Here is an 18,818-nt window from a genome sequence, read left to right as displayed (position 1 = left end):
GCTTTGTAATATCAAGGCTATAAACTGAAATTTTTTCTTCTTTTATCTTCTGAAAAACAGCTCACTTACAAGATGAGAAAATTCTAATATACTTTTCATTCTATCTTCATTAAGCTTTCAGACCACTTTAATTTCTGCACTTTACTATAAGTACTACAAACACAAGGGAGATGATGAAGCTAAAATAAACTTTCAAATTTGTACGTTATGAGCGTTATGCGAATCTCATTTTTTCCAGTTATGAAAGAAACACAAATATATGGCAGGAGGTGAGAATATGAAGAAACAAAAAAAGAAGCGTACAAAATTCCGCTGGCTTATATGGATAAGTGTTATTTCTATCTCCTTGGCAATATTCCTAGGAACTCTTGGATTGCACATGGAAAGATGGCATCATGAAAAACGTGAGGCCTTTGCCGTGGAACATAGTGGACAAGCTTCTTACTCTAAAGACGAAAGACATCATATCAAACAAGAGAATTTCGAAAACGGGAAGCCTGTTCAACATTATGAAAAACATCATGAAAAGCATCATGAAGAAAAATTTGATGGGATTTTCCTTATCCTTTTCACAATTGAGTTAAGCTCCATTCTTTTAGGATGGTTTATTCTCAAAAAAGCAAAAGGCCAAATGATAAGAAAGTGGATTGGTATCCTTCTTATTATCATTGGTGTATTACCACTTCTTCCCCTTTTCGCTGTCGTGGTATTTCCAATTTGGCTGTATAAAAAAAGAAAACAAAACTCGCTACAATCTACAACTGACTATACAATGGACAGCTATTTAGTCCTATCAAATAATAAAGCGGATATTCTTGATCAATGGGAAAAACAAATTCGTAAGGAGGAGAAATAAAAATGAGTATTTTTAAAAGAATTAAAAACATTGTAATCGCTGATGTGCATGAAACTTTAAATAAACTAGAAAATCCGGTAAGTATGTTAAAACAATACATACGAGAAACGGAGCAACAAGTGGAAAAAGCACAACAAGCTTTATCTCAGCAGCTATTCTTAGAAAAAAAATATGAATCGCTTATTACAGAAACAGAGGCTGTTATTGCAAAAAGAGCTCGTCAGGCTGAGCTTGCGGTGTCCCGCAATGAAGATGATATGGCACAATTGGCACTTCAAGAAAAAATTGTGCATGAGAAAAAGCTAGAAATGTATCAAGAACAGTACAATGTAGTAAAACAACAAACTTCAATCTTATATGAACAAATTGATACACTACAAAAAGAATACCAAGAATTACAATATAAAGAACTCGTGCTTGTTTCTAGATTACATGTCGCACGTACAATGAAAGAAAACAATAAAGCCATTGCATATTTTCATACAGAAAATGCCGCAAAAGGTTTCGCAAGAGTAGAAAGTTATATTCAAAAAGTAGAAGCTGAGGCCTCTGCAAGTAACTACTTTAATCAAATAAAGCCTATTTCTTATACACACGATACGGAAATTGAGCTAAAAGAAGCAGTACAAAAAGAATTAGAAAAATTAAAAGTACAGAAGTAAAAACTATTCGCTCGTTTCATTTTTTGAGACGAGCGAAAAATTTTTTTACAATCATAAAATGAATCTTTTAAAATAGATAAAAAATAAACATTCAATATATAAAGAATAGGTGTTTTTTCAAAAATTCACCCCCATTCTTTTATAATTTCTCGTATACTTAACATGTAAGGAATATTTTTTCTCTTACTCCTAAAAAATCTCATATATAGAAGGTGCAACATGTTAGAAAGTTTTATTCATTCTGTATTACAATTTTTAGAAGGACTAGGTTACTGGGGCATTATGTTCGGGCTCATGATCGAGATTATCCCAAGTGAAATTGTTCTTGCTTATGCAGGATATTTAGTATCCACAGGAAGCATCTCATTTATAGGAGCTGTTGTATTTGGTACAATTGGTGGTGTTATTGCGCAAATCTTTATTTATTGGATTGGTCGATACGGTGGACGTCCTGTATTAGAGTGTTATGGTAAATACATTTTCATTCATAAAAAACAAATCGATGCTGCAGAAGCATGGTTTAATCGTTATGGAACTGGTGTTATTTTCACAGCACGTTTCATTCCTGTTGTTCGTCATGCCATTTCAATCCCTGCCGGAATTACAAAGATGTCATTTATACGATTCGTTAGCCTTACAGGACTTGCGATTATCCCATGGTCCATTATTTTTATCTATTTAGGTGAAAAACTAGGAGAAAATTGGGGTAATATCAATGATGTTGCTGGACCATATGTCAAATCATTTGCCATTGGTGGAATTATCCTTATTACTTTATACTTCGCTTTAAAAATATGGTTAAAGAAGCGAAAAAAACGTGCTTAAATTTAAAAATCATATATCTCAAATACTTTCGCTACAAGCTCATATTCAATTAAGAACTTGTAGCGTTTTTATTTTACATTGCTATTGAGATGAATTCGTATATTCATAATATGATAATTGACGTCCGTCATAATCCACATCTTTTATGTACTTAAATCCAACCTTTTCTAACACATTCTTCGATTTCTCATTCACAAGTTTAATTCTTGCGACTACTTTTTTAACTTTTAAATCCTGAAAAGCATATTGAATCGATGCATGGACAGCTTCTGTAGCATATCCATTTCCCCAACACTTCGGATCAAGAAGATACATAATTTCCACATCTTCTGTTCCATCCATATACCTTAAACCACAATGCCCTATCATTTCTCCCGTTATATGATTAAATAGGAACCATACACCAAAGCCATTCTTTTCCCAATGTGATATAAACTGTCCAACATATTGTTCAGCTTCTTTCCGTGACATGCCCCTAGATACTGCAAGCCATTTACCAACTTCATTGTTTTTCACTATTTCATAGAATTCATCAATATCTTCTATGCTCGGTTTTCTCATAAAAATTCTTTTCGTATGAACTATATTCCCTTTCACCTCTATAGACATATCATTTTCCCCTTTAGTCAAAATTTCATCTTACATCCTAGCAAATTATACCATATAATCCTTTTCTCTCTCTTTGTATCCACGACTATAAAATGATATATTTTTATACGCAAAAAACAGACTATCATACAAACAAAGTCTGTTTTTTCGTACCGTATTTTATTTTTGTATATCTGCCCATTTCAAACTTGTCGCTGGACCAAATTGGTGCACATATAGATCCTTCACATACGGCTTTTGTAAATATGATAATCCATGTTGGAACACCGGTGCAATCACCGCATCATCAAGCAGCATTTTTTCCGCCTCATGCATTGCCTTCCAGCGTGCCTGTTCATCGTTTCCTAGTTCCGTTTTCACCTTTTTAATTAAAGTATCATATTCTGGATTTGCATAACCTGTATTATTCACACCACTTTCTGAAACGAAAACTTCTAAGTATGTCATTGGATCTGGATAATCCGGCAACCAACGAGATAACGACATTTCATATTCTTTCTTTTTCTCTAATGCTAGTTTTTGCGAATGAGGTTGCAATTTTATTTTTATCGTTAATCCTGGCAGACTCTTCTCTAATTGTTCTTTAATATACTCTCCTACTTTTTTAAAGTTTTCTAAATCATAGTTTAACAGTTCTAATGTAACTTCATTTACTCCTGTCTCTTGTTTTGCTTTTTCCCAATATTCTTTCGCTTGTTTTACATTTGTTTTATTAAACTCCGCTCCAGTTTCTCTAAAGTCTTTCTTGTCTGGCCCTTTTAAAAATCCATTTGGCACATAGTAATTGGCAGGTACTGATCCATCATTTAAAAATGAAGTTGCAAGTCCCTTTTTATCAAACGCCATACTAAGCGCAAGGCGGGCATTTTTATTTTTAAGAATCGGTACATTTTCGTTAAAGCGGAAGAAATACATGACAGGATCTGTATATTGTTTTAATTCTTTATCGTTCTTGTATTTATCACCAAACTCTGTTGAAATCACAGCGCGGTCAATTTTATCTGTCTGATATAAATTTACAGCAGTAGAAATTTCTTTTACAATTTGATAATTTACTTCATCTAATTTCACTTCTTTTTTATCCCAATATTGATCGTTTTTCTTCATTGTAAAACTCGCTTCATGCTTCCATTCTGATAATGTAAATGGTCCATTGTATACAGTTTTATTTGCTTCTAAGCCATATTTATCCCCTTGTTCTTTTGCATATTTTTCATTAATTGGGTAAAAGGATGGTAAACAAAGTAATTTAGTGAAATATGGTACAGGATGTTCTAATTCCACAACAAATGTTTTATCATCTTGTGCTTTCACTCCTAATTCTTCTAGTCCCATTTGCTTCTTATTGATCTTCTCTGCATTTTTCACATCATACATAATATAAGCGTATTGGGAAGCTGTATCTGGGTTAATAAGTTGCTTCCAGGCATATACAAAATCATGAGCTGTCACTGGATCTCCATTAGACCATTTTGCGTCACGCAAATGAAATGTATATGTTTTCCCATCTGTACTAACCTCATGCTTTTGTGCAGCTCCAGCAATCACTTCATCATTTTTTGATAATCTGAACAGCCCCTCCATCACATTATTTAACACGTTAAACGAAACAGCATCTGTTACTTTTACTGAATTTAATGACGGAATTTCACCAGTTTCTGTTAACTGTAATACTTTCTTCTCTTCTTTCGGTTTTGTAGTTGTTTTTTCTTTTCCACAACCAACTAAAAAGGAAGAAACAAGTAGAGTACTAACCAATGAAAAACGAATGACCTTTTTCATTTAAAAACCCCCTATCTTTTCAATTAAGGCAAATAGCGACGAGCGCCAGCATATTCTTCTATATATCCCGGCGTGTCTACTGGAATGATCTCAACAGCTCTTTCTGCTTTTGGAGAATGAATCATTTTCCCATCCCCAATATACATACCTACGTGATGAACACTTCCTTTCCCCTGATTATGAGCAAAGAAAATTAAATCACCTTTTTGTAAGTTTTCTTTATCAACCGCAATACCAGCTTTTGATTGTGGACCTGAATCACGAGGGATTGTAATACCATGTGATTTATAAATTGTATGTGTAAATCCAGAACAATCGAATCCAAAACCACTTGTGCCAGCCCATATATATGCTAATCCTAAAAATTGCTTTCCAGTGTTCACTAAGTCATCACCTGTTGGAACTGGTATTTCATTTTGCGCAGCATAAACAGTACCATCTTTTTTCCGCAACCATGCCTTTTGGCCATTTGGTAGTAATACACGATACGAAATCGCATCTTCACTTAGAAGTGGTAAGCGTGTATTATAGCTCACTTCTAAAGACTTATTTTGATCAGAAGGATTTATATATAAAATAGCTGTTGGTTTTGTAATCAACACGAATGGTTGATTCTTTTTATCGGCAAATTCTTGCGTGTACGTTAATTGTTTTGCAGGCATCCATCCAGGATACCCCTCATCATTTCTCGGCGTCGGTTGCCCATGCACCACTACTTTCACCCATTCACCTTGTTCCTCAACAACCGTTACTTCTTGACCTAGTAAAGCTTGCGTTTCTAGTTTATTTGTATTTGTTAACCAAAGTTTTTCATCAAGCGTCATTGATTTGGTCCATTTCCATAGATCAACAGGGTTTGTTGCACTTGGTGCATCAATTGGACGAAGTAAATTTGGTCCAGTCCACAGCGTTGCAGCCGCAACGTCTATAAATGCTATATTCTCTTTTTTCTCTTCGGCATTTACTACTGATAAAGATGAAAAAATGAATAGTGTCGTTAAAAATACAGCCCCCATTTTTTTCATAAGCACCCTCCTTAAAAGATAGTTTGCTAAATGAATACATTCATTAAAAATAGTAAGCCCTCTAAGATTTTATATTCATTGCATGATGCAGGGTTACCTTTGATCCGCTATAAGTAATTCCACTTGGTTCTTCCATTAACCATAATGGAGCATCAAGATCAAAATAGTGAATGTTCGGATGGGCAGCGGCTAAATGAGCGATAGCTGTAACGGAAAGCGATGACTCCATCATGCTGCCAACCATACATTTCACACCAGCAGCTTGAGCAATATCAGCAATTTTCCACGCTTCTCGTATGCCACCGCATTTCATTAATTTAATATTTAATAAATCAGCATACTGACCTTGAACGAGCTTTAATGCATCCTGCGATGAAAACACACTTTCATCCGCCATAATTGGTGTCTGTACATGATCTTTTACATACTTTAATCCCTCCCAATCTTTCGCATGAACGGGTTGCTCTACAAATTCAATATTTAAATTTCTATTCTCCATTTCTCGAATAATCGCAACAGCTTCTTTTGGTCCCCATCCTTGATTAGCATCTAATCGTAACGTAGTATCCTTTGGAACAATATTTCTAATTGCCTCAATCCGCTCTAAATCTAAATTTGTAGATTTACCAACTTTTATTTTCAATATGCGAAACCCTTTTTTCACGTGATTTTTTGCTTCTTTTGCCATTAATAAAGGCTCGTCAACACTTACTGTAATGTCTGTTTGAATCTCTTTCTTTCCGCCTAATAACGCATACAATGGTATGTGATAAAACTGACAATACACATCATATAAGGCCATATCTACCGCTGCCTTCGCACTCGTATTCCCTACACAACTCGTTTGAATGTGTAACAACAATGTCTGAAGTTGCAGTATGTCTTTCCCGATTAATACAGAACGAATTGGTCCCAAAATTGCTTCTTCAATCCCACCAGCAAAGTCTCCTGTAATAACTGGAGTCGCAGTCGCGGCTCCTTTTCCTACAATACCTTCATCTGTATGGATAAAAACATCAATACTTTCAATGTCAGTTACAGTGCGCAGCGCCGTTTTAAACGGTGTATGGAGTTTAATATAACGACGCTTCACTATTAAATCGGTAATTTTCATTTCATTCATCCTTTCTCTGTCCAATAAAAAAATCCAGCCATAAGAATGAATCTTACGGCTGGATTTTGTCTATGAATGTGTAGACAAAGCAGCGATTTGATTATATTTTTTTTGCGCATCTTTTAATGCTACAAGCAATGCTTTTTGAGATGATCCAAAATAACGATTTTTAATTTCTGCTACTAATTGCGGATCATTTATATTTTTATGTAGAAATAAATGCTTTACGAATTGAGCTGTTAATGAAATGGTCGCTGAACAATCCGCATCCATAATTTTCCCTGTATCCTTTTCAATAACGAATGCTACAAAATAACTTTTAAATTTTTCTGTAATTGGATTATTTTGAGGTGCTTTCGCATCCCCTACGATATAAATCGTATTAGAAGCGTACACATATATCTTCCTTTCTTATACGAGGATAACGGTTTTCTTAACAGCCGTATGAGCTGAGGACTCATCGTTTATTAAAAAATGTATCCGCTTACTGTAAGTATATATAATTAACAGAATTTTAACAATATTTATTTTGATATATATTCCATAACTAAATAACCAATCTCTGAAAATATATAATCCGCATGACTTGCACACCCTGCACTTGAACTTCATGCAGCTATATACACAATTTCATGATTGATTTTTAACCTTGCTGCATCATGTATAATAATAAAGCGATGCCGCTTTCACCAGTCTTTAAAAGAGATGAAATATGTATTAATTCGTATAGATTCAGTGCTTCAAACTTCACTTTTTCTATAACACATGAAAGAATCACTAACTTGATAAAAATAGCTGATGGATGCAAAAATCGCTCATTGTAACGATATGTAATTGCCCCTTGTATCATGACACTTACATTCCCGTTGATACTTTTCATTCATTTTTCTATCCCATATATAAAGTCTGCTTTTTTCAGATAGCTCCCTTAAAAAAATTATATTACCTACAAACGTTCAGTTATGATATGCCTGTTTTCGAAAAACATTTGGTCCAAAAAAGCAGTTAGCTATTCGCTAACTGCTTTCATTTCAACATTTCATATCTATTTAGGTAGGACAAATATAGTTTCATTCGGCTTAGAAAATTGATACTCTTTCCTCGCAAGCTTTAAAATTTCTTCTTCATTGTCCGTTAAATTTTCAACTTCACTCTTTAAATACCGTGAATCTTTTCGTAATGATAGCAATTGCTTTTGCTGATTTTTAATCGTATCTCGCTTTGTTTGAATTATTTCTTCTTGTTTAGTAAGGATATAGTGAACATAAAAAGTTGCCGAAAAAATAAAAATAAAAGCTAAAATACACCGCCTTATTTTCTTCTTATTTATAACTCGATATTCATTAGGCTGCGATTGATGTTGCGGCATATTAGGAACATTTACTTTCTTGAGTTTCCCCATGTTTTAAATCCCCCTAACCCATTTTATCTCACTGCCTCTCCTATGGCTCTTACTAACTTAAATTCTCTTTTTCTAAAGTAGGCTCCTCTATAAAAAAATCTCATAAATTAACCAATTAGAGATAGCTTTCGACGACATCTCTACATTTCAGATTAAAATTTTATTTTTTGTGCTGTAAAATCGTACTTTATGCTGTTCCCTCCTCTAAATGTCCAATCACGCCTAGTACAATCTTCTCCACACATTACTCCTCCAATTGAATAGTTTAGTATAAATTGCTTATAAGGGAGGGAAATATATGCATTATCGCACATTAGGAAAAACAGGTATAACCGTTTCTGAAATTGGATTTGGCGCCTGGGCAATTGGCGGTGACGAATGGGGACCTGTAAATGATGAACATTCTATTACTGCAATGAGAAAGGCATTAGAATGCGGAGTGAATTTTATTGATACCGCTGATGTATATGGTTTAGGGCATAGTGAAAAATTAGTCGCACAAGCAATAAAAGAGCATCGAAATGATATTATCCTTTCTACAAAGGGCGGATTAATTGGTCATCACTATGATCCCGATGGAAAACCTGTCTATGATACAGCCGAAAAAGTAATCGCAGTCTTTGAAACTAGCTTACTTCGCCTGCAAACAGATTATATCGATGTTTACTTTTGTCATATTTGGTGGGACAAAAAAGAAGAAACAGAAGCGTTCCTTCGCGCATTTGAAATATTAAAACGAGATGGAAAAGCAAGAGCTGTCGGTGTTTCTACACATGATTTACAATATATAAAAAACTTTAATAGAAACGATGAAATTGATGTTGTACAGCTCGACTATAATATACTAAATCGAAAGCCAGAAGAAGATATATTACCTTATTTACAAGAAAAAAATTTAGGAGCTGTCATACGTGGTCCATTAAAAATGGGAATATTAACAGGGAAGTTCACAAAGCAAACAACATTCCCTGATGGTGATTTACGTCAAGAATGGCCAAGAGAAATATGGTTTCAGGAGGATTTACAAAAGGTAGAGAAACTAAGATTCCTTTCTAGCGAAAACCGCAGTCTAGGGCAACTCGCACTTCGCTATGTGCTCTCACATCCAGCAGTATCTGTTGCAATTCCTGGTGCCAAAACAGAAATACAAGCGAAAGAAAATGCAGCCGCCTCTATTCGCCCGCTCCTATCGGATGAAGAATTAACATATATAACAAAACTTTAAAACAAAACCAGCAGTTGTAAAAACCCACTGCTGGTTTTGTTCGATTCTTTTTTAAATAAAGAAGTTTACATAAAAATATTATTTTAATAACATTCATCCACTATCGATAATTCATTTTCTAAATAAAAAAACGGTTCACTTTTAACAAGTTAGTTATTTTTAGAATTCATTTTTATAATTATTTATTTTCTTATTTTTTCTGATTTAAATAGATTTTTTTCTAAAACGCTACTAAATATACTATACCTTGGTGAACCATCATCCCTAAATGTGATAGCTTATTTTTTCAATACTAAAAACACCACTTCTAGATATACTTTTTTACATACGTAAAGATAAAATAATTTTCTCCTTACATATGTAAAAAGCATTTAAATTGTACTCATTTATAGCTACTCTTCCTATTACATTAACCTATAACAATTTTGTTTTCTTCCTTTTCCTGTATCTTTTAATACATATGATTTTATTACAAGTGCTGTCAATGAATCCGTTAATGTTTTGTAAGATAAATTCGATAGTGCTAGTAAATCATTTGTATATAACATCCTATGTTTTTCTAATAATAACAATACCAATCGTTCCGATGGCTTTAATGTTTCATCACTCTCTAGTATAAAATCCACATTTTTCATATACTAATTATTACTCCTTATATAAAAAAATAGTTTCAATTGATTATTTAATATAAAAATACTATACAATAAGATTAAAAATATACGGAAATAATATTAATCTTATATGCTATTATACTATAACATACAGAAAAGCATTTCCCTAATTGGAAATGCTTTTCTACTTTTCATCTTTCTTATATTGATATGGCTTCTATAGTCTCGCGTTTATATACCTGTACTATACTTGAAATCACTATTGTTACATTCTTTAAAATGTCTTCTCATAATTGTGCAAATGCTAATTCACCTCGATGTAATTGAAATAGCCCCAAAAATGTTCCTTTATCCCCCGCTGCTTTTCGATTACATTTTTTTCATGATCAGCAATTGTGAGTGGAATCCAGTCTGGTATACCATTAGGATTTGAGGGTATAGTAAATATGAGGTGTTGTCCCATGTTAAAAAAAATAGGATTTGTTTTTCTGCTCTCATTCTTATTATCAACAAATGTTTTTGCAGAAACAAATAAACAAATTGAAGTGTTTGATTGTCAAAAGGAAATGGTTATTCAAAAGCAATCTCCAAATGCAGAAATTCAAAAAGAAGCGATACAATATGCAAAATCAATTACTGGAGCATTTAAAAATATAAACGTTGTCCCTAAAACTGGACATATGGTAAAAATCCCTTTGTCTAAACCTGTGAGCATTACAAATCAATGGATACATACAACTATAGATGAAGTTCTTGTACTTCTTCCACTTAACGAAAAACCCTATATTATGATTTATGATGATGAAAACAATCCACATTTTTATTATGTACAAGGTCATCCTGAACATTTATTAAAACATTTGAAAGTTAAGTAATTACACAAAGAAAGATCCCATAGAGTATCATCTGTGGGATCTTTTTCTAAGTAACTTTAAATCAGAATCTTCGAACGTTATTTTCATTTAAAAATTGTGTAATCTGCCTTTTGTGGTGATTATCATGATCTACAAATTCTTTAATAATATATAAAAGTGAATAAGACATTCCTGTGTGAGGACAATGGGATACTCCATTAGCAGTTAAATGTTCATTTAACTTGTCAGCCGGCATCACACTAAGCTCTTTTACAAGTAGTTCCCTTTTATCTTTTGCTTCTTCAAGAAGCTTTATTGGGGATATACCTGATTTCGCATAATCAGATGCTATTTTATTATAAATATCAAAATCAGGAAACTCCATACCCTTTCCCTCCCTCACCAATGGAAGTATTTTAGATAACAGATATTTATCCCAGTTCATAATATGAGATATTATCTCAGCAACAGTCCATTTACCTTCAGATATTGGTGTAGTCCAAAATTCTTCTTCCATATCTTTTAATGTACTTAACCAAGATGAATACTCTTTGAAATTATTAATAATTTTATTTTCCCCCATCAATTCAATGCCCCATTTCAATAATAGATTTAGATAATTATACCATAAATTCAAATAAAACAAGAACAAAAGTTCGGTTTAGTCCATAAAAAAAGCTTCCACTAATAAAAGTAACAGGTTCGTTTTAAGAGTACAAAAACAAAATTAGATTATCAATTTTAGGTTCAAATTACATACGATTTGAACCTTTTATTAAGGATGTAATTTATTTATAAAACAATTGGTAATTTATGCTATAATATTACAAAAGTTTTGGAGGGGAAAATGATGAAAGGAAATAAAAAGGAGATACAAACAAACGACAAAGCGATTCGTTATACACATATAGAGAAGGGTTCCAAAACGATTTGCTTTATGTTTTCGGGTTCAGGTTACAATTACGATAAACCCTTGTTTTATTATTCGACGATGGTAATGCTCCAAAACAAAATCGATATTGTCCATATCCATTACTCCTATGATGAGCAAACAATGAAAAAAACGATTGAAGAACTAACCAAAATAATGATGGATGATATTAATCCTGTGATTTTAGATGTTTTAAAAAATGGGCAATACAACAATTTGATTTTTTTAGGAAAATCACTCGGAACAATTCCAATTGCGAATGACTTAATGAAGAGAGATGAGTTCTTAAAGTCAAAAATGATTTTACTCACCCCTCTGATAAAGTTTGATTCGATTTTTGACTCAATCTTGAATAGTCATCATCAAGGGCTTTTAGTTATCGGGGATAAAGACCCTCATTACAATTCAAATCAAATTGACCAATTAAGTAAATTAAATTTTAAAATTGATGTTATCCAAAATGCAAACCATTCCTTAGATGTTGAAGAATTTGAAACAACAAATTCAATTTTAGCTTTATCAAGGGTAATGGAAAAACTCCAAGAAACCGTTAGGACAAATTAGTAATAAACTAATATGATCAAAAGTTCACCAATTTGGGTGCTAATTTAATTACTAAAATAAATGCAAAAGAGGTGCTAAGTGCACCTCTTTTTAAATGGTTATTTTTACCGAACCCGTTATAATAAAAAAAGCCCTTCTTTTAAAGCACATCAAACTATTATTTCATCTGTCATATTCTTAATCATTTGCATGATAACTTCTGAAGAGTGATTCGCTGCAATTTCAGCAAAATTTTCATACGAAATAGTAGCTTTATCATCCGCACTATCAGAAATGCATCTAATTACAAGAAATGGTATATCATTCATAAAGGCAACATGTCCAATTGCAGACCCTTCCATTTCAGTGCAGTGAGGTGCATATTCATTAAGTAACCTCTCTTTTTGTTTTGTATCTTCAACAAAGCACTCTCCACTTACAATTCTTCCTTCATGTACATTTATGTCTAAATCACTAGCATGATATGCTTTTCGTGCAAGTTCTCTCAATTCCTCATTTGCAATAAATGTTTCTTGGAATGGAAACAAGTTCTTCATTTGATTTTTATCTACATCATGATGTGTAACGTTCGTCGAAATGACCAGGTCACCGACTTTAATGTCAGGATGTAAACCTCCCGCAACACCTGTGTTAATTATACAATCCACTTCAAATTTATCTATTAAAATTTGTGCACACGAAGCTGCATTGACTTTCCCGATCCCACAGCGAGTGACAATAATTTCTTTACCTTTAAAAATTCCTTTATAAAAAGGCATTTTTGCAATTGTATATTCCTCATGAATATGTAGTTTTTCTAAAAGCAGATCTATTTCGATTTGCATAGCGCCGATAATACCAATTCTATTCATATAACTAATTCCCCTCTCCCTGTTATATATGAGCAAACATATTATGTAGTTCTTGATAATTTTCAGCTATCCATATCATTTCCTCTGCAAAACGTGTAGGTGGTATACTATGCCTATCCATATTTGCATGAATCCACCACTTACTTTCCATATACCATAGCATTTGAATTGCTCGAACAATCCCACCAGTTGGAAAGTTTAATTCCGTGCGATATCCATTTAAAAAGAAAGATGCGGATTAGATAACTTGTATCTATCCCTATTGTATTGTTTTAATAAATAGCTCCATTAATTAATAGTGTTGCTTCTTCGTCATTTAAACCACCTATTAGTACAACAAGAAAGACGAGAGATTAAGTATTCAACCTATATTGACGAAACAAAAAATTAGAGTCACAGTCTTCGTTTATCTGAATTTTCGCACATTAATTAGATGGTGGTAAATTCTCGAACGGTTGTTATAAAAGATTCCTTCTCTTCAACAAAAGGAAAATGATTACTTTTCTCAAAAATTACCAATTTAGAATCTGGAATCAATGTATGCATTTCTTTTGAGTACAAAACAGGGCATTGAACATCATATTGACCACAAAGAATAAGAGTAGGAAAATTAATATGTTTTAAGGTCTTTGTTATAAGCCCTCATTCTTTTTCTAATAATTTTACTAAAGGGTCGTTCACTGAAATACTCATTATACTTTTCTGGTTTATAGAGAGACAGTTCAATCAACTTCTTATTAGCTATTCTTTTCTTTGTTTTCGAAACAAAGGGTAACATCAATGATAGAAATATCTTGGATACCTCCTTACGATGTTGACCAGTTTTAAAATTATATATACAACTTTCTGAATTCAAAAACTCTTTAGATGCGGAAGTATCACATAATATAAGCGAATCCAAAACCTGAGGTTTACTGGTAGAATATGTTAACCCTAAAAATCCACCCGCAGAATGTCCAGCAAAAGACCATTTTGAGTATCCTAACTCAGTTCGTATGCTTTCGAGGTCTTTAACTGTCTCATTCATTGTCAGTTCATTTGAGTTTCGAGCCTTTGATGAATTTCCAGCCTGTTTTAAATTGACTAAGATAACCTTGTAAAAGGATGATAGACAATTTGCAAAAACTGAACCTCTAATGGAGAATTCTTGATATAGGTGTGTTATACACAAAGGTTTTCCATTACCACTAATAAAGATTTCAAAGGAACCTCTTTCTGTATTTATTATTTTCTGTTCATAATTTACCAATCCATTCACCTACTTTACACTATTTCCAATAAATCAAATCCCCTGTCCCATCTGGGCTTTACGTTACCATATATAACTATATCTTTTCACTAAATTATTACTGAATCTTATTAAACTACCCCTTCGTTGAATAATGAAAGTCTAATATTGATACGTTCTTAATGAGTAATATGTTTCATTAATTGGAAATAAGCAACTTTCTACTATCATTCATACATTTAATGAGATCTACCATTTATCAGGCTTGTGAGTGCGATATAAAAGTTTTTCCGCAGTCTTTACAACGGTATCGTTGGCGTTCAATTTTTTTAAGACCAAGTTTTACCTTATACTTACCGCAACGTAAGACTTGTTTAAAACCACAATAACTGCAGCCTTTTCAGAGGAAATTGCCTCCATAGTATTTCATACCCCTTTATACCTTGATTTCATCAATTTTCATTTGAAAATTAACTTGTTATCTTTCTAACCCTCTCTGCCATAACTGATATTAAAAATTTCGGAAGTACAAGTTGCCTTCTTATTCTTTTAGGTTGTGTTATTAATCTATATAACCATTCTGTCCCAGTATCCCTCATGATCTTCGGGGCCCTTTTTACTGTACCAGAGAAAATATCAATCATTCCCCCTATGCCAATAGATAAAGGTACGTTTAGCTTTTGAAGATTTTCATAAATGAACATTTCCTGTTTAGGTGATCCTAACCCCACTAATAGTAAGTGTGGTTGAAATTGTTGAATTTGATCTTTAACTTCTTCTATCTCCTCATTATTTACAAATCCATGCTGTCCTTTGAAAATAGCATGTGGGAAACGTGTTTTTAACTTTTCTAACGCTTTCTCATTACTTTCTGGTGCAGCACCAAAAAGAAACACACGGTATCCCTCTTGATTACAATACTCTATTAAATCATGAGCTAAATCTGCACCTGTAACACGTTCTTTCAATCTTCCGTTCAAAATTTTAGAACCAAGTATAACACCTATTCCATCAGCCGTTATTACATCAGCGGATAATAAAATATTTTTGAAACGTATAGATTCAGCTGAAGTCTGGTTAGCGCTCATTACAATTTCAGGATTCGCCGTAACGATAAACTTTGGTTTATTTCTCTTTTCAGTTAACCAATCTTTTAATAAGCTGCTTACTTTGATATATTCTAAGCTGCAAAATGGTATACCCTTTATGTACTGTTGCTCCATTTCTTGCATACACTTCCTCTATGTGTTCTTTTATATAAAGTGAAACTTCTATCACCAATCTGGCTTTTACGAGATAAATGACTTAAACTTCCTCTTTCACAAGTTGTAAATACTCATCAACATCCTTATTTATTTGAAACAATGCCATTCTTCCAAAACTCATTGTCAGCAAGTTCAATATGAAAGTATTGTTTCATCAACTCTTCGACTGAATGCTTTCCAGTCTCAGACAAGAATTTGTATAATTTTTGAACGAGCTTCCTTTATATGTTTCTATTAATTACTTAATGATTTCTATTTCTGTAGAAAACATAGGATCGTTTGCTTTAAGATATAGTCTTTTCAAGTTCCACCGAGTTGGATGATTGATGATTTGGTCCATTTTATATCCTCCTGTTTTTACAGATAGTTACAATAATACATTTATTAGCTAATTATATATGAATCGAAATAGTTTTCATATCTTTAAATATTTAAAATTTTAAGTGGATGATCTACCAATAATCTTACAAACTTCTCCTCCCAATTATTGTAGAATAAACATGAAAAAAGGATTGATCCAAAAGATCAATCCTTTACTCTACTTCATTTAAGAAGAACAATGCTAAAACGCCCGGTCCTGTATGTGCACCAATTGCTGATCCAATTGTATTTATAATAAACACTTCACATCCAAATCTTTCAGTGATTAATGCTTTTAATGCATTCGCAGTTTCTAAATCATCACCGTGTGTAATGCCAATTGTTTGACCTTTAAGTTCTTTTCCTCGCTCTTCCATTATATCGACAATTCGGCCTAGAACTTTCTTTCTACCTCTTATTTTTTCAAGTGGTACAAGCTGGCCTTCATCAACATTTAAAATCGGCTTAATATTTAATAAGCCACCAATAAACCCAGCTACCTTACTTAAACGCCCACCTCTTACTAAATATTGCAAGTCAACTACAGTAAAGATATGCTCCATATGTTTTGTTAGAAAAGCAATACGGTTCAAGATTTCTTCTTTTGATGCACCATCTTTAGCCATTTTTGCTGCTTCTAGTACAACAAAACCTTGACCAAGTGAAGCACATTTCGTATTAATAATTTCTAAATCGAAATCTGCATATGTTTCTTGTACTTCTTCTTTAATAACAACTGAAGATTGATATGTACCAGAAAGTTCAGATGAGAAAGCTAAATATATACAAGGTGTACCTTGCTTTGCATATGTAATGAATTTTTCTTGGAATGTTTCTAATGACGGCAGCGATGTTTTATACACTTCGCCTTCTCTCATCTTTTGCAATAATTGAACCGATTCTAATGTTACCCCATCTAAATACTCTGTTTCTGCCTCATCATATACACGAAGTGGAATTAAATCTATATCATAAGCTTGCAGCAATTCTTTCGGTAAGTCAGCCGCACTATCCGTAATGATTTTAACGCTCATTTTTAAACCTCTATTCTGTTATAAGTATACTAAAATAAGAACATTTACCTTTAAATTATATACGTAAAACAAGAATGAAGAAAGAGAAAGTATTCTATATTCTATGCTCGAAATGTTCAGAAATTCATTTCAACTCAACAATTATTTTTATAAATTCCCCGCAATTCAAACTAAAACCCTTAATTTTCATTACAATTCACATTCTTCTATATATAATATAGAAGATCAGAGTTTTACAAGGGGGCTAATGTTATGGGAACTCAATTTGCTACATTAGAAGATTTAGACTGGATTAATACTCAGTATCAATCAGTCGGGTTTGTTCCAAGTAATTTAAAACAAGACAAAGTCGCAATTATTACATACAACGGAGAACAAGCTGGATTAGGACGTTTAGTTTATATTGATGAACAAACAATTGAAATGGGTGGTATTTACATACTTCCAAAATATAGGGGGTATAAATTGGCGGGAGAACTAGTTTCTTTTTTAGTCCAAACTGCAAAGCAATTACAGGTACCACATGTTTATTGTATCCCTTTTGAAGAACTTGAAGCTTTTTATAAAAAATATGGCTTTAAAGAAGTTCATGCTGCGCATGAAACTGTTCACCCAAATATTTTAAATAAATACAATTGGTGTTTACAGGAATACGATAAGAATGTTTTATTATTTAAATTGTAATTACTTTCAAAGTCTTACTTCATTCTATACAAATTGCTTTTCCACAAACAAAGGCAGTATGCACAAATTGTACATGCTGCCTTTCAATCTGTAAAATGAGATTCCTTTATATCCCGCACTATGTTTCATCAAATACATACACACGTAAAAATGTATTGAATTTCAAGTTTTTATTAGCAGTGAACTTAATAGTCGCTGTATTTCCCTTTTCATCATATGCCGTTACTTTGTATTCGTAACGCTTCCATTCAACATATTTCGAGAGAAAAGCATAAAAAATATATCAAATTCTCCAAAAATCCACATAACAATTTCATCTTTCCATTAAAAAACGTTATAATAAATTGTAGCCTCTACGATTACGTTATAAAGGAGATTGAAACAATGGCTAAAATTAAAGTGTATCAAGCAAAAGAAGAAAGTATGGAAGCAGTAAAAAACATCATTGATGTTGAAGAACAAAACCCAACTGCTGATAATTTACAAAATCTATATGCATGTGTATTAGATACTGAGGATATGGCTTTGCCTGAATCATACATAGAAGAAGATATCTTAATTGATTCTATCGAAGTAATGGTTAACGCTTCTCAAAATAAATTAAGAGACCTAGGTACATACGATGTAATTGAAGTTCAAAATAAAGGCAAAAAAACACAAATTTTATTATTAGCAGACGAAGAATACGAAATTATCGAAGGTTAATTCGTATCGGTACATATGAAAAAGCTCCTTTTTAAATTTGAAAGGAGCTTTTTCTTTTATGCTTTTGATGTTTCAGCCTTTATCTTGTCTTGTTCTGTCTTATATACCATTCGTTCATTTTCCATAAACGTATAAACAATGGAACTATATTTTTCTCGACATCTAAATTCCTGCTATGCAGAATAAGAAGTAACCTACACTCGTTTGCTCCTTCTGTTTTTACTTCGCATG

General features: G+C 32.7%; 22 protein-coding genes and 4 pseudogenes. 8 read left to right on the top strand and 18 right to left on the bottom strand.

Translation table 11 applies throughout. The features are described from left to right. The first annotated feature begins 277 nt into the window (after positions 1 to 277). The 3 genes from COO03_RS16855 (at position 278) to COO03_RS16845 (ending at position 2,343) form a co-directional block, all read left to right on the top strand. The gene (locus COO03_RS16855) at positions 278 to 856 is read left to right on the top strand and encodes a hypothetical protein (RefSeq protein WP_230322464.1); all 579 of its coding nucleotides are present in this window, start codon (positions 278 to 280) and stop codon (positions 854 to 856) included. Positions 857 to 858: 2 nt separating this feature from the next. Next, positions 859 to 1,518 carry a PspA/IM30 family protein gene (locus COO03_RS16850; RefSeq protein ID WP_097898261.1) on the top strand — a complete coding sequence of 220 codons (660 nt, stop codon included), beginning with the start codon at positions 859 to 861 and terminating at the stop codon, positions 1,516 to 1,518. 219 nt (positions 1,519 to 1,737) lie between these two features. Beyond that, complete coding sequence (locus COO03_RS16845) at positions 1,738 to 2,343, top strand: DedA family protein (RefSeq protein ID WP_097898260.1); 606 nt, start codon at positions 1,738 to 1,740, stop codon at positions 2,341 to 2,343. 81 nt (positions 2,344 to 2,424) lie between these two features. Here COO03_RS16845 and COO03_RS16840 read toward each other — a convergent pair whose 3' ends face one another. The 7 genes from COO03_RS16840 to COO03_RS16810 form a co-directional block, all read right to left on the bottom strand. Continuing rightward, entirely contained in the window at positions 2,425 to 2,952 is a 528-nt protein-coding gene (locus COO03_RS16840; RefSeq protein WP_097898259.1) for a GNAT family N-acetyltransferase, read from the bottom strand. 159 nt (positions 2,953 to 3,111) lie between these two features. Further along, positions 3,112 to 4,734 carry a peptide ABC transporter substrate-binding protein gene (locus tag COO03_RS16835; protein WP_097898258.1) on the bottom strand — a complete coding sequence of 541 codons (1,623 nt, stop codon included), beginning with the start codon at positions 4,732 to 4,734 and terminating at the stop codon, positions 3,112 to 3,114. Positions 4,735 to 4,757: 23 nt separating this feature from the next. Further along, positions 4,758 to 5,759: a C40 family peptidase gene (locus COO03_RS16830; RefSeq protein ID WP_097898257.1), complete on the bottom strand. Its 1,002-nt coding sequence runs from the start codon at positions 5,757 to 5,759 to the stop codon at positions 4,758 to 4,760. 61 nt (positions 5,760 to 5,820) lie between these two features. After that, positions 5,821 to 6,873, bottom strand: coding sequence for a dipeptide epimerase (locus COO03_RS16825; protein WP_097898256.1), 1,053 nt, complete (start codon positions 6,871 to 6,873; stop codon positions 5,821 to 5,823). A gap of 69 nt (positions 6,874 to 6,942) precedes the next feature. Beyond that, positions 6,943 to 7,269 (bottom strand): DUF3870 domain-containing protein, encoded by a 327-nt coding sequence (locus COO03_RS16820; protein WP_097898255.1) that lies wholly within the window; start codon positions 7,267 to 7,269, stop codon positions 6,943 to 6,945. A 247-nt stretch (positions 7,270 to 7,516) separates the two neighbouring features. Next, positions 7,517 to 7,753: a hypothetical protein gene (locus COO03_RS27725; RefSeq protein ID WP_230322465.1), complete on the bottom strand. Its 237-nt coding sequence runs from the start codon at positions 7,751 to 7,753 to the stop codon at positions 7,517 to 7,519. A 165-nt stretch (positions 7,754 to 7,918) separates the two neighbouring features. Further along, entirely contained in the window at positions 7,919 to 8,275 is a 357-nt protein-coding gene (locus tag COO03_RS16810) for an FtsB family cell division protein (protein WP_097898254.1), read from the bottom strand. A gap of 298 nt (positions 8,276 to 8,573) precedes the next feature. Between COO03_RS16810 and COO03_RS16805 the strand changes: the two genes are divergently transcribed. Next, complete coding sequence (locus COO03_RS16805; RefSeq protein ID WP_097898253.1) at positions 8,574 to 9,500, top strand: aldo/keto reductase; 927 nt, start codon at positions 8,574 to 8,576, stop codon at positions 9,498 to 9,500. Between the two features lie 404 nt (positions 9,501 to 9,904). Here COO03_RS16805 and COO03_RS16800 read toward each other — a convergent pair whose 3' ends face one another. Together COO03_RS16800 and COO03_RS27720 are read right to left on the bottom strand one after the other, a co-directional pair. Further along, positions 9,905 to 10,135, bottom strand: a complete 231-nt coding sequence (locus COO03_RS16800; RefSeq protein ID WP_097898252.1) for a hypothetical protein — start codon at positions 10,133 to 10,135, stop codon at positions 9,905 to 9,907. Positions 10,136 to 10,338: 203 nt separating this feature from the next. Beyond that, positions 10,339 to 10,574: pseudogene (locus COO03_RS27720) on the bottom strand (invasion protein); the annotation flags it as partial. Here COO03_RS27720 and COO03_RS16790 point away from each other — a divergent pair. Continuing rightward, the gene (locus tag COO03_RS16790; protein ID WP_097898251.1) at positions 10,573 to 10,986 is read left to right on the top strand and encodes a hypothetical protein; all 414 of its coding nucleotides are present in this window, start codon (positions 10,573 to 10,575) and stop codon (positions 10,984 to 10,986) included. The pseudogene COO03_RS27720 and the gene COO03_RS16790 overlap by 2 nt on opposite strands. 61 nt (positions 10,987 to 11,047) lie before the next feature. On the opposite strand, the gene COO03_RS16785 is transcribed toward COO03_RS16790, so the two are convergent. Continuing rightward, positions 11,048 to 11,548, bottom strand: coding sequence for a DinB family protein (locus COO03_RS16785; protein ID WP_097898250.1), 501 nt, complete (start codon positions 11,546 to 11,548; stop codon positions 11,048 to 11,050). 267 nt (positions 11,549 to 11,815) lie between these two features. On the opposite strand from COO03_RS16785, the gene COO03_RS16780 reads away from it, so the two are divergent. Then, entirely contained in the window at positions 11,816 to 12,460 is a 645-nt protein-coding gene (locus COO03_RS16780) for an alpha/beta family hydrolase (protein WP_097898249.1), read from the top strand. Positions 12,461 to 12,609: 149 nt separating this feature from the next. Here the strand turns inward: COO03_RS16780 and COO03_RS16775 are convergent, their stop codons facing one another. The 7 genes and pseudogenes from COO03_RS16775 to COO03_RS16740 all read right to left on the bottom strand — a co-directional run bounded on the left by COO03_RS16775 (position 12,610) and on the right by COO03_RS16740 (position 17,198). Continuing rightward, a complete protein-coding gene (locus COO03_RS16775; protein WP_097898248.1) occupies positions 12,610 to 13,311 on the bottom strand; it encodes a 5'-methylthioadenosine/adenosylhomocysteine nucleosidase in 702 nt (233 codons plus the stop codon). A gap of 22 nt (positions 13,312 to 13,333) precedes the next feature. Next, positions 13,334 to 13,537 (bottom strand): annotated as a pseudogene (locus COO03_RS27715) (homoserine kinase); the annotation flags it as partial. Positions 13,538 to 13,921: 384 nt separating this feature from the next. After that, a complete protein-coding gene (locus COO03_RS27705) occupies positions 13,922 to 14,560 on the bottom strand; it encodes an alpha/beta fold hydrolase (protein ID WP_230322467.1) in 639 nt (212 codons plus the stop codon). Positions 14,561 to 14,753: 193 nt separating this feature from the next. Continuing rightward, positions 14,754 to 14,933: pseudogene (locus COO03_RS16755) on the bottom strand (transposase-like zinc-binding domain-containing protein); the annotation flags it as partial. 76 nt (positions 14,934 to 15,009) lie between these two features. After that, positions 15,010 to 15,762 carry a WecB/TagA/CpsF family glycosyltransferase gene (locus COO03_RS16750; protein ID WP_097898322.1) on the bottom strand — a complete coding sequence of 251 codons (753 nt, stop codon included), beginning with the start codon at positions 15,760 to 15,762 and terminating at the stop codon, positions 15,010 to 15,012. Between the two features lie 82 nt (positions 15,763 to 15,844). Continuing rightward, positions 15,845 to 16,010: pseudogene (locus COO03_RS27700) on the bottom strand (M3 family metallopeptidase); the annotation flags it as partial. A gap of 327 nt (positions 16,011 to 16,337) precedes the next feature. Continuing rightward, positions 16,338 to 17,198: a DegV family protein gene (locus COO03_RS16740; protein WP_097898247.1), complete on the bottom strand. Its 861-nt coding sequence runs from the start codon at positions 17,196 to 17,198 to the stop codon at positions 16,338 to 16,340. 252 nt (positions 17,199 to 17,450) lie between these two features. Between COO03_RS16740 and COO03_RS16735 the strand changes: the two genes are divergently transcribed. Next, complete coding sequence (locus COO03_RS16735) at positions 17,451 to 17,882, top strand: GNAT family N-acetyltransferase (RefSeq protein WP_097898246.1); 432 nt, start codon at positions 17,451 to 17,453, stop codon at positions 17,880 to 17,882. A gap of 118 nt (positions 17,883 to 18,000) precedes the next feature. Here the strand turns inward: COO03_RS16735 and COO03_RS27695 are convergent, their stop codons facing one another. Next, a complete protein-coding gene (locus COO03_RS27695; protein WP_230322469.1) occupies positions 18,001 to 18,162 on the bottom strand; it encodes a YxeA family protein in 162 nt (53 codons plus the stop codon). Positions 18,163 to 18,266: 104 nt separating this feature from the next. Here COO03_RS27695 and COO03_RS16725 point away from each other — a divergent pair, with 104 nt between their 5' ends. Then, positions 18,267 to 18,587, top strand: a complete 321-nt coding sequence (locus tag COO03_RS16725; RefSeq protein WP_097898245.1) for a hypothetical protein — start codon at positions 18,267 to 18,269, stop codon at positions 18,585 to 18,587. Positions 18,588 to 18,818 lie beyond the last annotated feature (231 nt).

The organism is Bacillus sp. AFS098217, assembly GCF_002551815.1.
In the GTDB taxonomy this organism is placed as follows: domain Bacteria; phylum Bacillota; class Bacilli; order Bacillales; family Bacillaceae_G; genus Bacillus_A.
This window is presented reverse-complemented; position numbering and strand designations above follow the sequence as displayed.

Bases quoted from the DNA above. Each gene is read 5' to 3' on its own strand.
- COO03_RS16775 (WP_097898248.1), bottom strand. From the start codon at position 13,311: ATGAATAGAATTGGTATTATCGGCGCTATGCAAATCGAAATAGATCTG.
- COO03_RS16805 (WP_097898253.1), top strand. From the start codon at position 8,574: ATGCATTATCGCACATTAGGAAAAACAGGTATAACCGTTTCTGAAATT.
- COO03_RS16740 (WP_097898247.1), bottom strand. From the start codon at position 17,198: ATGAGCGTTAAAATCATTACGGATAGTGCGGCTGACTTACCGAAAGAA.
- COO03_RS16825 (WP_097898256.1), bottom strand. From the start codon at position 6,873: ATGAAAATTACCGATTTAATAGTGAAGCGTCGTTATATTAAACTCCAT.
- COO03_RS16800 (WP_097898252.1), bottom strand. From the start codon at position 10,135: ATGAAAAATGTGGATTTTATACTAGAGAGTGATGAAACATTAAAGCCA.
- COO03_RS16855 (WP_230322464.1), top strand. From the start codon at position 278: ATGAAGAAACAAAAAAAGAAGCGTACAAAATTCCGCTGGCTTATATGG.
- COO03_RS16780 (WP_097898249.1), top strand. From the start codon at position 11,816: ATGAAAGGAAATAAAAAGGAGATACAAACAAACGACAAAGCGATTCGT.
- COO03_RS16840 (WP_097898259.1), bottom strand. From the start codon at position 2,952: ATGTCTATAGAGGTGAAAGGGAATATAGTTCATACGAAAAGAATTTTT.
- COO03_RS16830 (WP_097898257.1), bottom strand. From the start codon at position 5,759: ATGAAAAAAATGGGGGCTGTATTTTTAACGACACTATTCATTTTTTCA.
- COO03_RS16845 (WP_097898260.1), top strand. From the start codon at position 1,738: ATGTTAGAAAGTTTTATTCATTCTGTATTACAATTTTTAGAAGGACTA.
- COO03_RS16810 (WP_097898254.1), bottom strand. From the start codon at position 8,275: ATGGGGAAACTCAAGAAAGTAAATGTTCCTAATATGCCGCAACATCAA.
- COO03_RS16725 (WP_097898245.1), top strand. From the start codon at position 18,267: ATGGCTAAAATTAAAGTGTATCAAGCAAAAGAAGAAAGTATGGAAGCA.
- COO03_RS16850 (WP_097898261.1), top strand. From the start codon at position 859: ATGAGTATTTTTAAAAGAATTAAAAACATTGTAATCGCTGATGTGCAT.
- COO03_RS16785 (WP_097898250.1), bottom strand. From the start codon at position 11,548: ATGGGGGAAAATAAAATTATTAATAATTTCAAAGAGTATTCATCTTGG.
- COO03_RS16735 (WP_097898246.1), top strand. From the start codon at position 17,451: ATGGGAACTCAATTTGCTACATTAGAAGATTTAGACTGGATTAATACT.
- COO03_RS27725 (WP_230322465.1), bottom strand. From the start codon at position 7,753: ATGAAAAGTATCAACGGGAATGTAAGTGTCATGATACAAGGGGCAATT.
- COO03_RS16835 (WP_097898258.1), bottom strand. From the start codon at position 4,734: ATGAAAAAGGTCATTCGTTTTTCATTGGTTAGTACTCTACTTGTTTCT.
- COO03_RS16750 (WP_097898322.1), bottom strand. From the start codon at position 15,762: ATGGAGCAACAGTACATAAAGGGTATACCATTTTGCAGCTTAGAATAT.
- COO03_RS16790 (WP_097898251.1), top strand. From the start codon at position 10,573: ATGTTAAAAAAAATAGGATTTGTTTTTCTGCTCTCATTCTTATTATCA.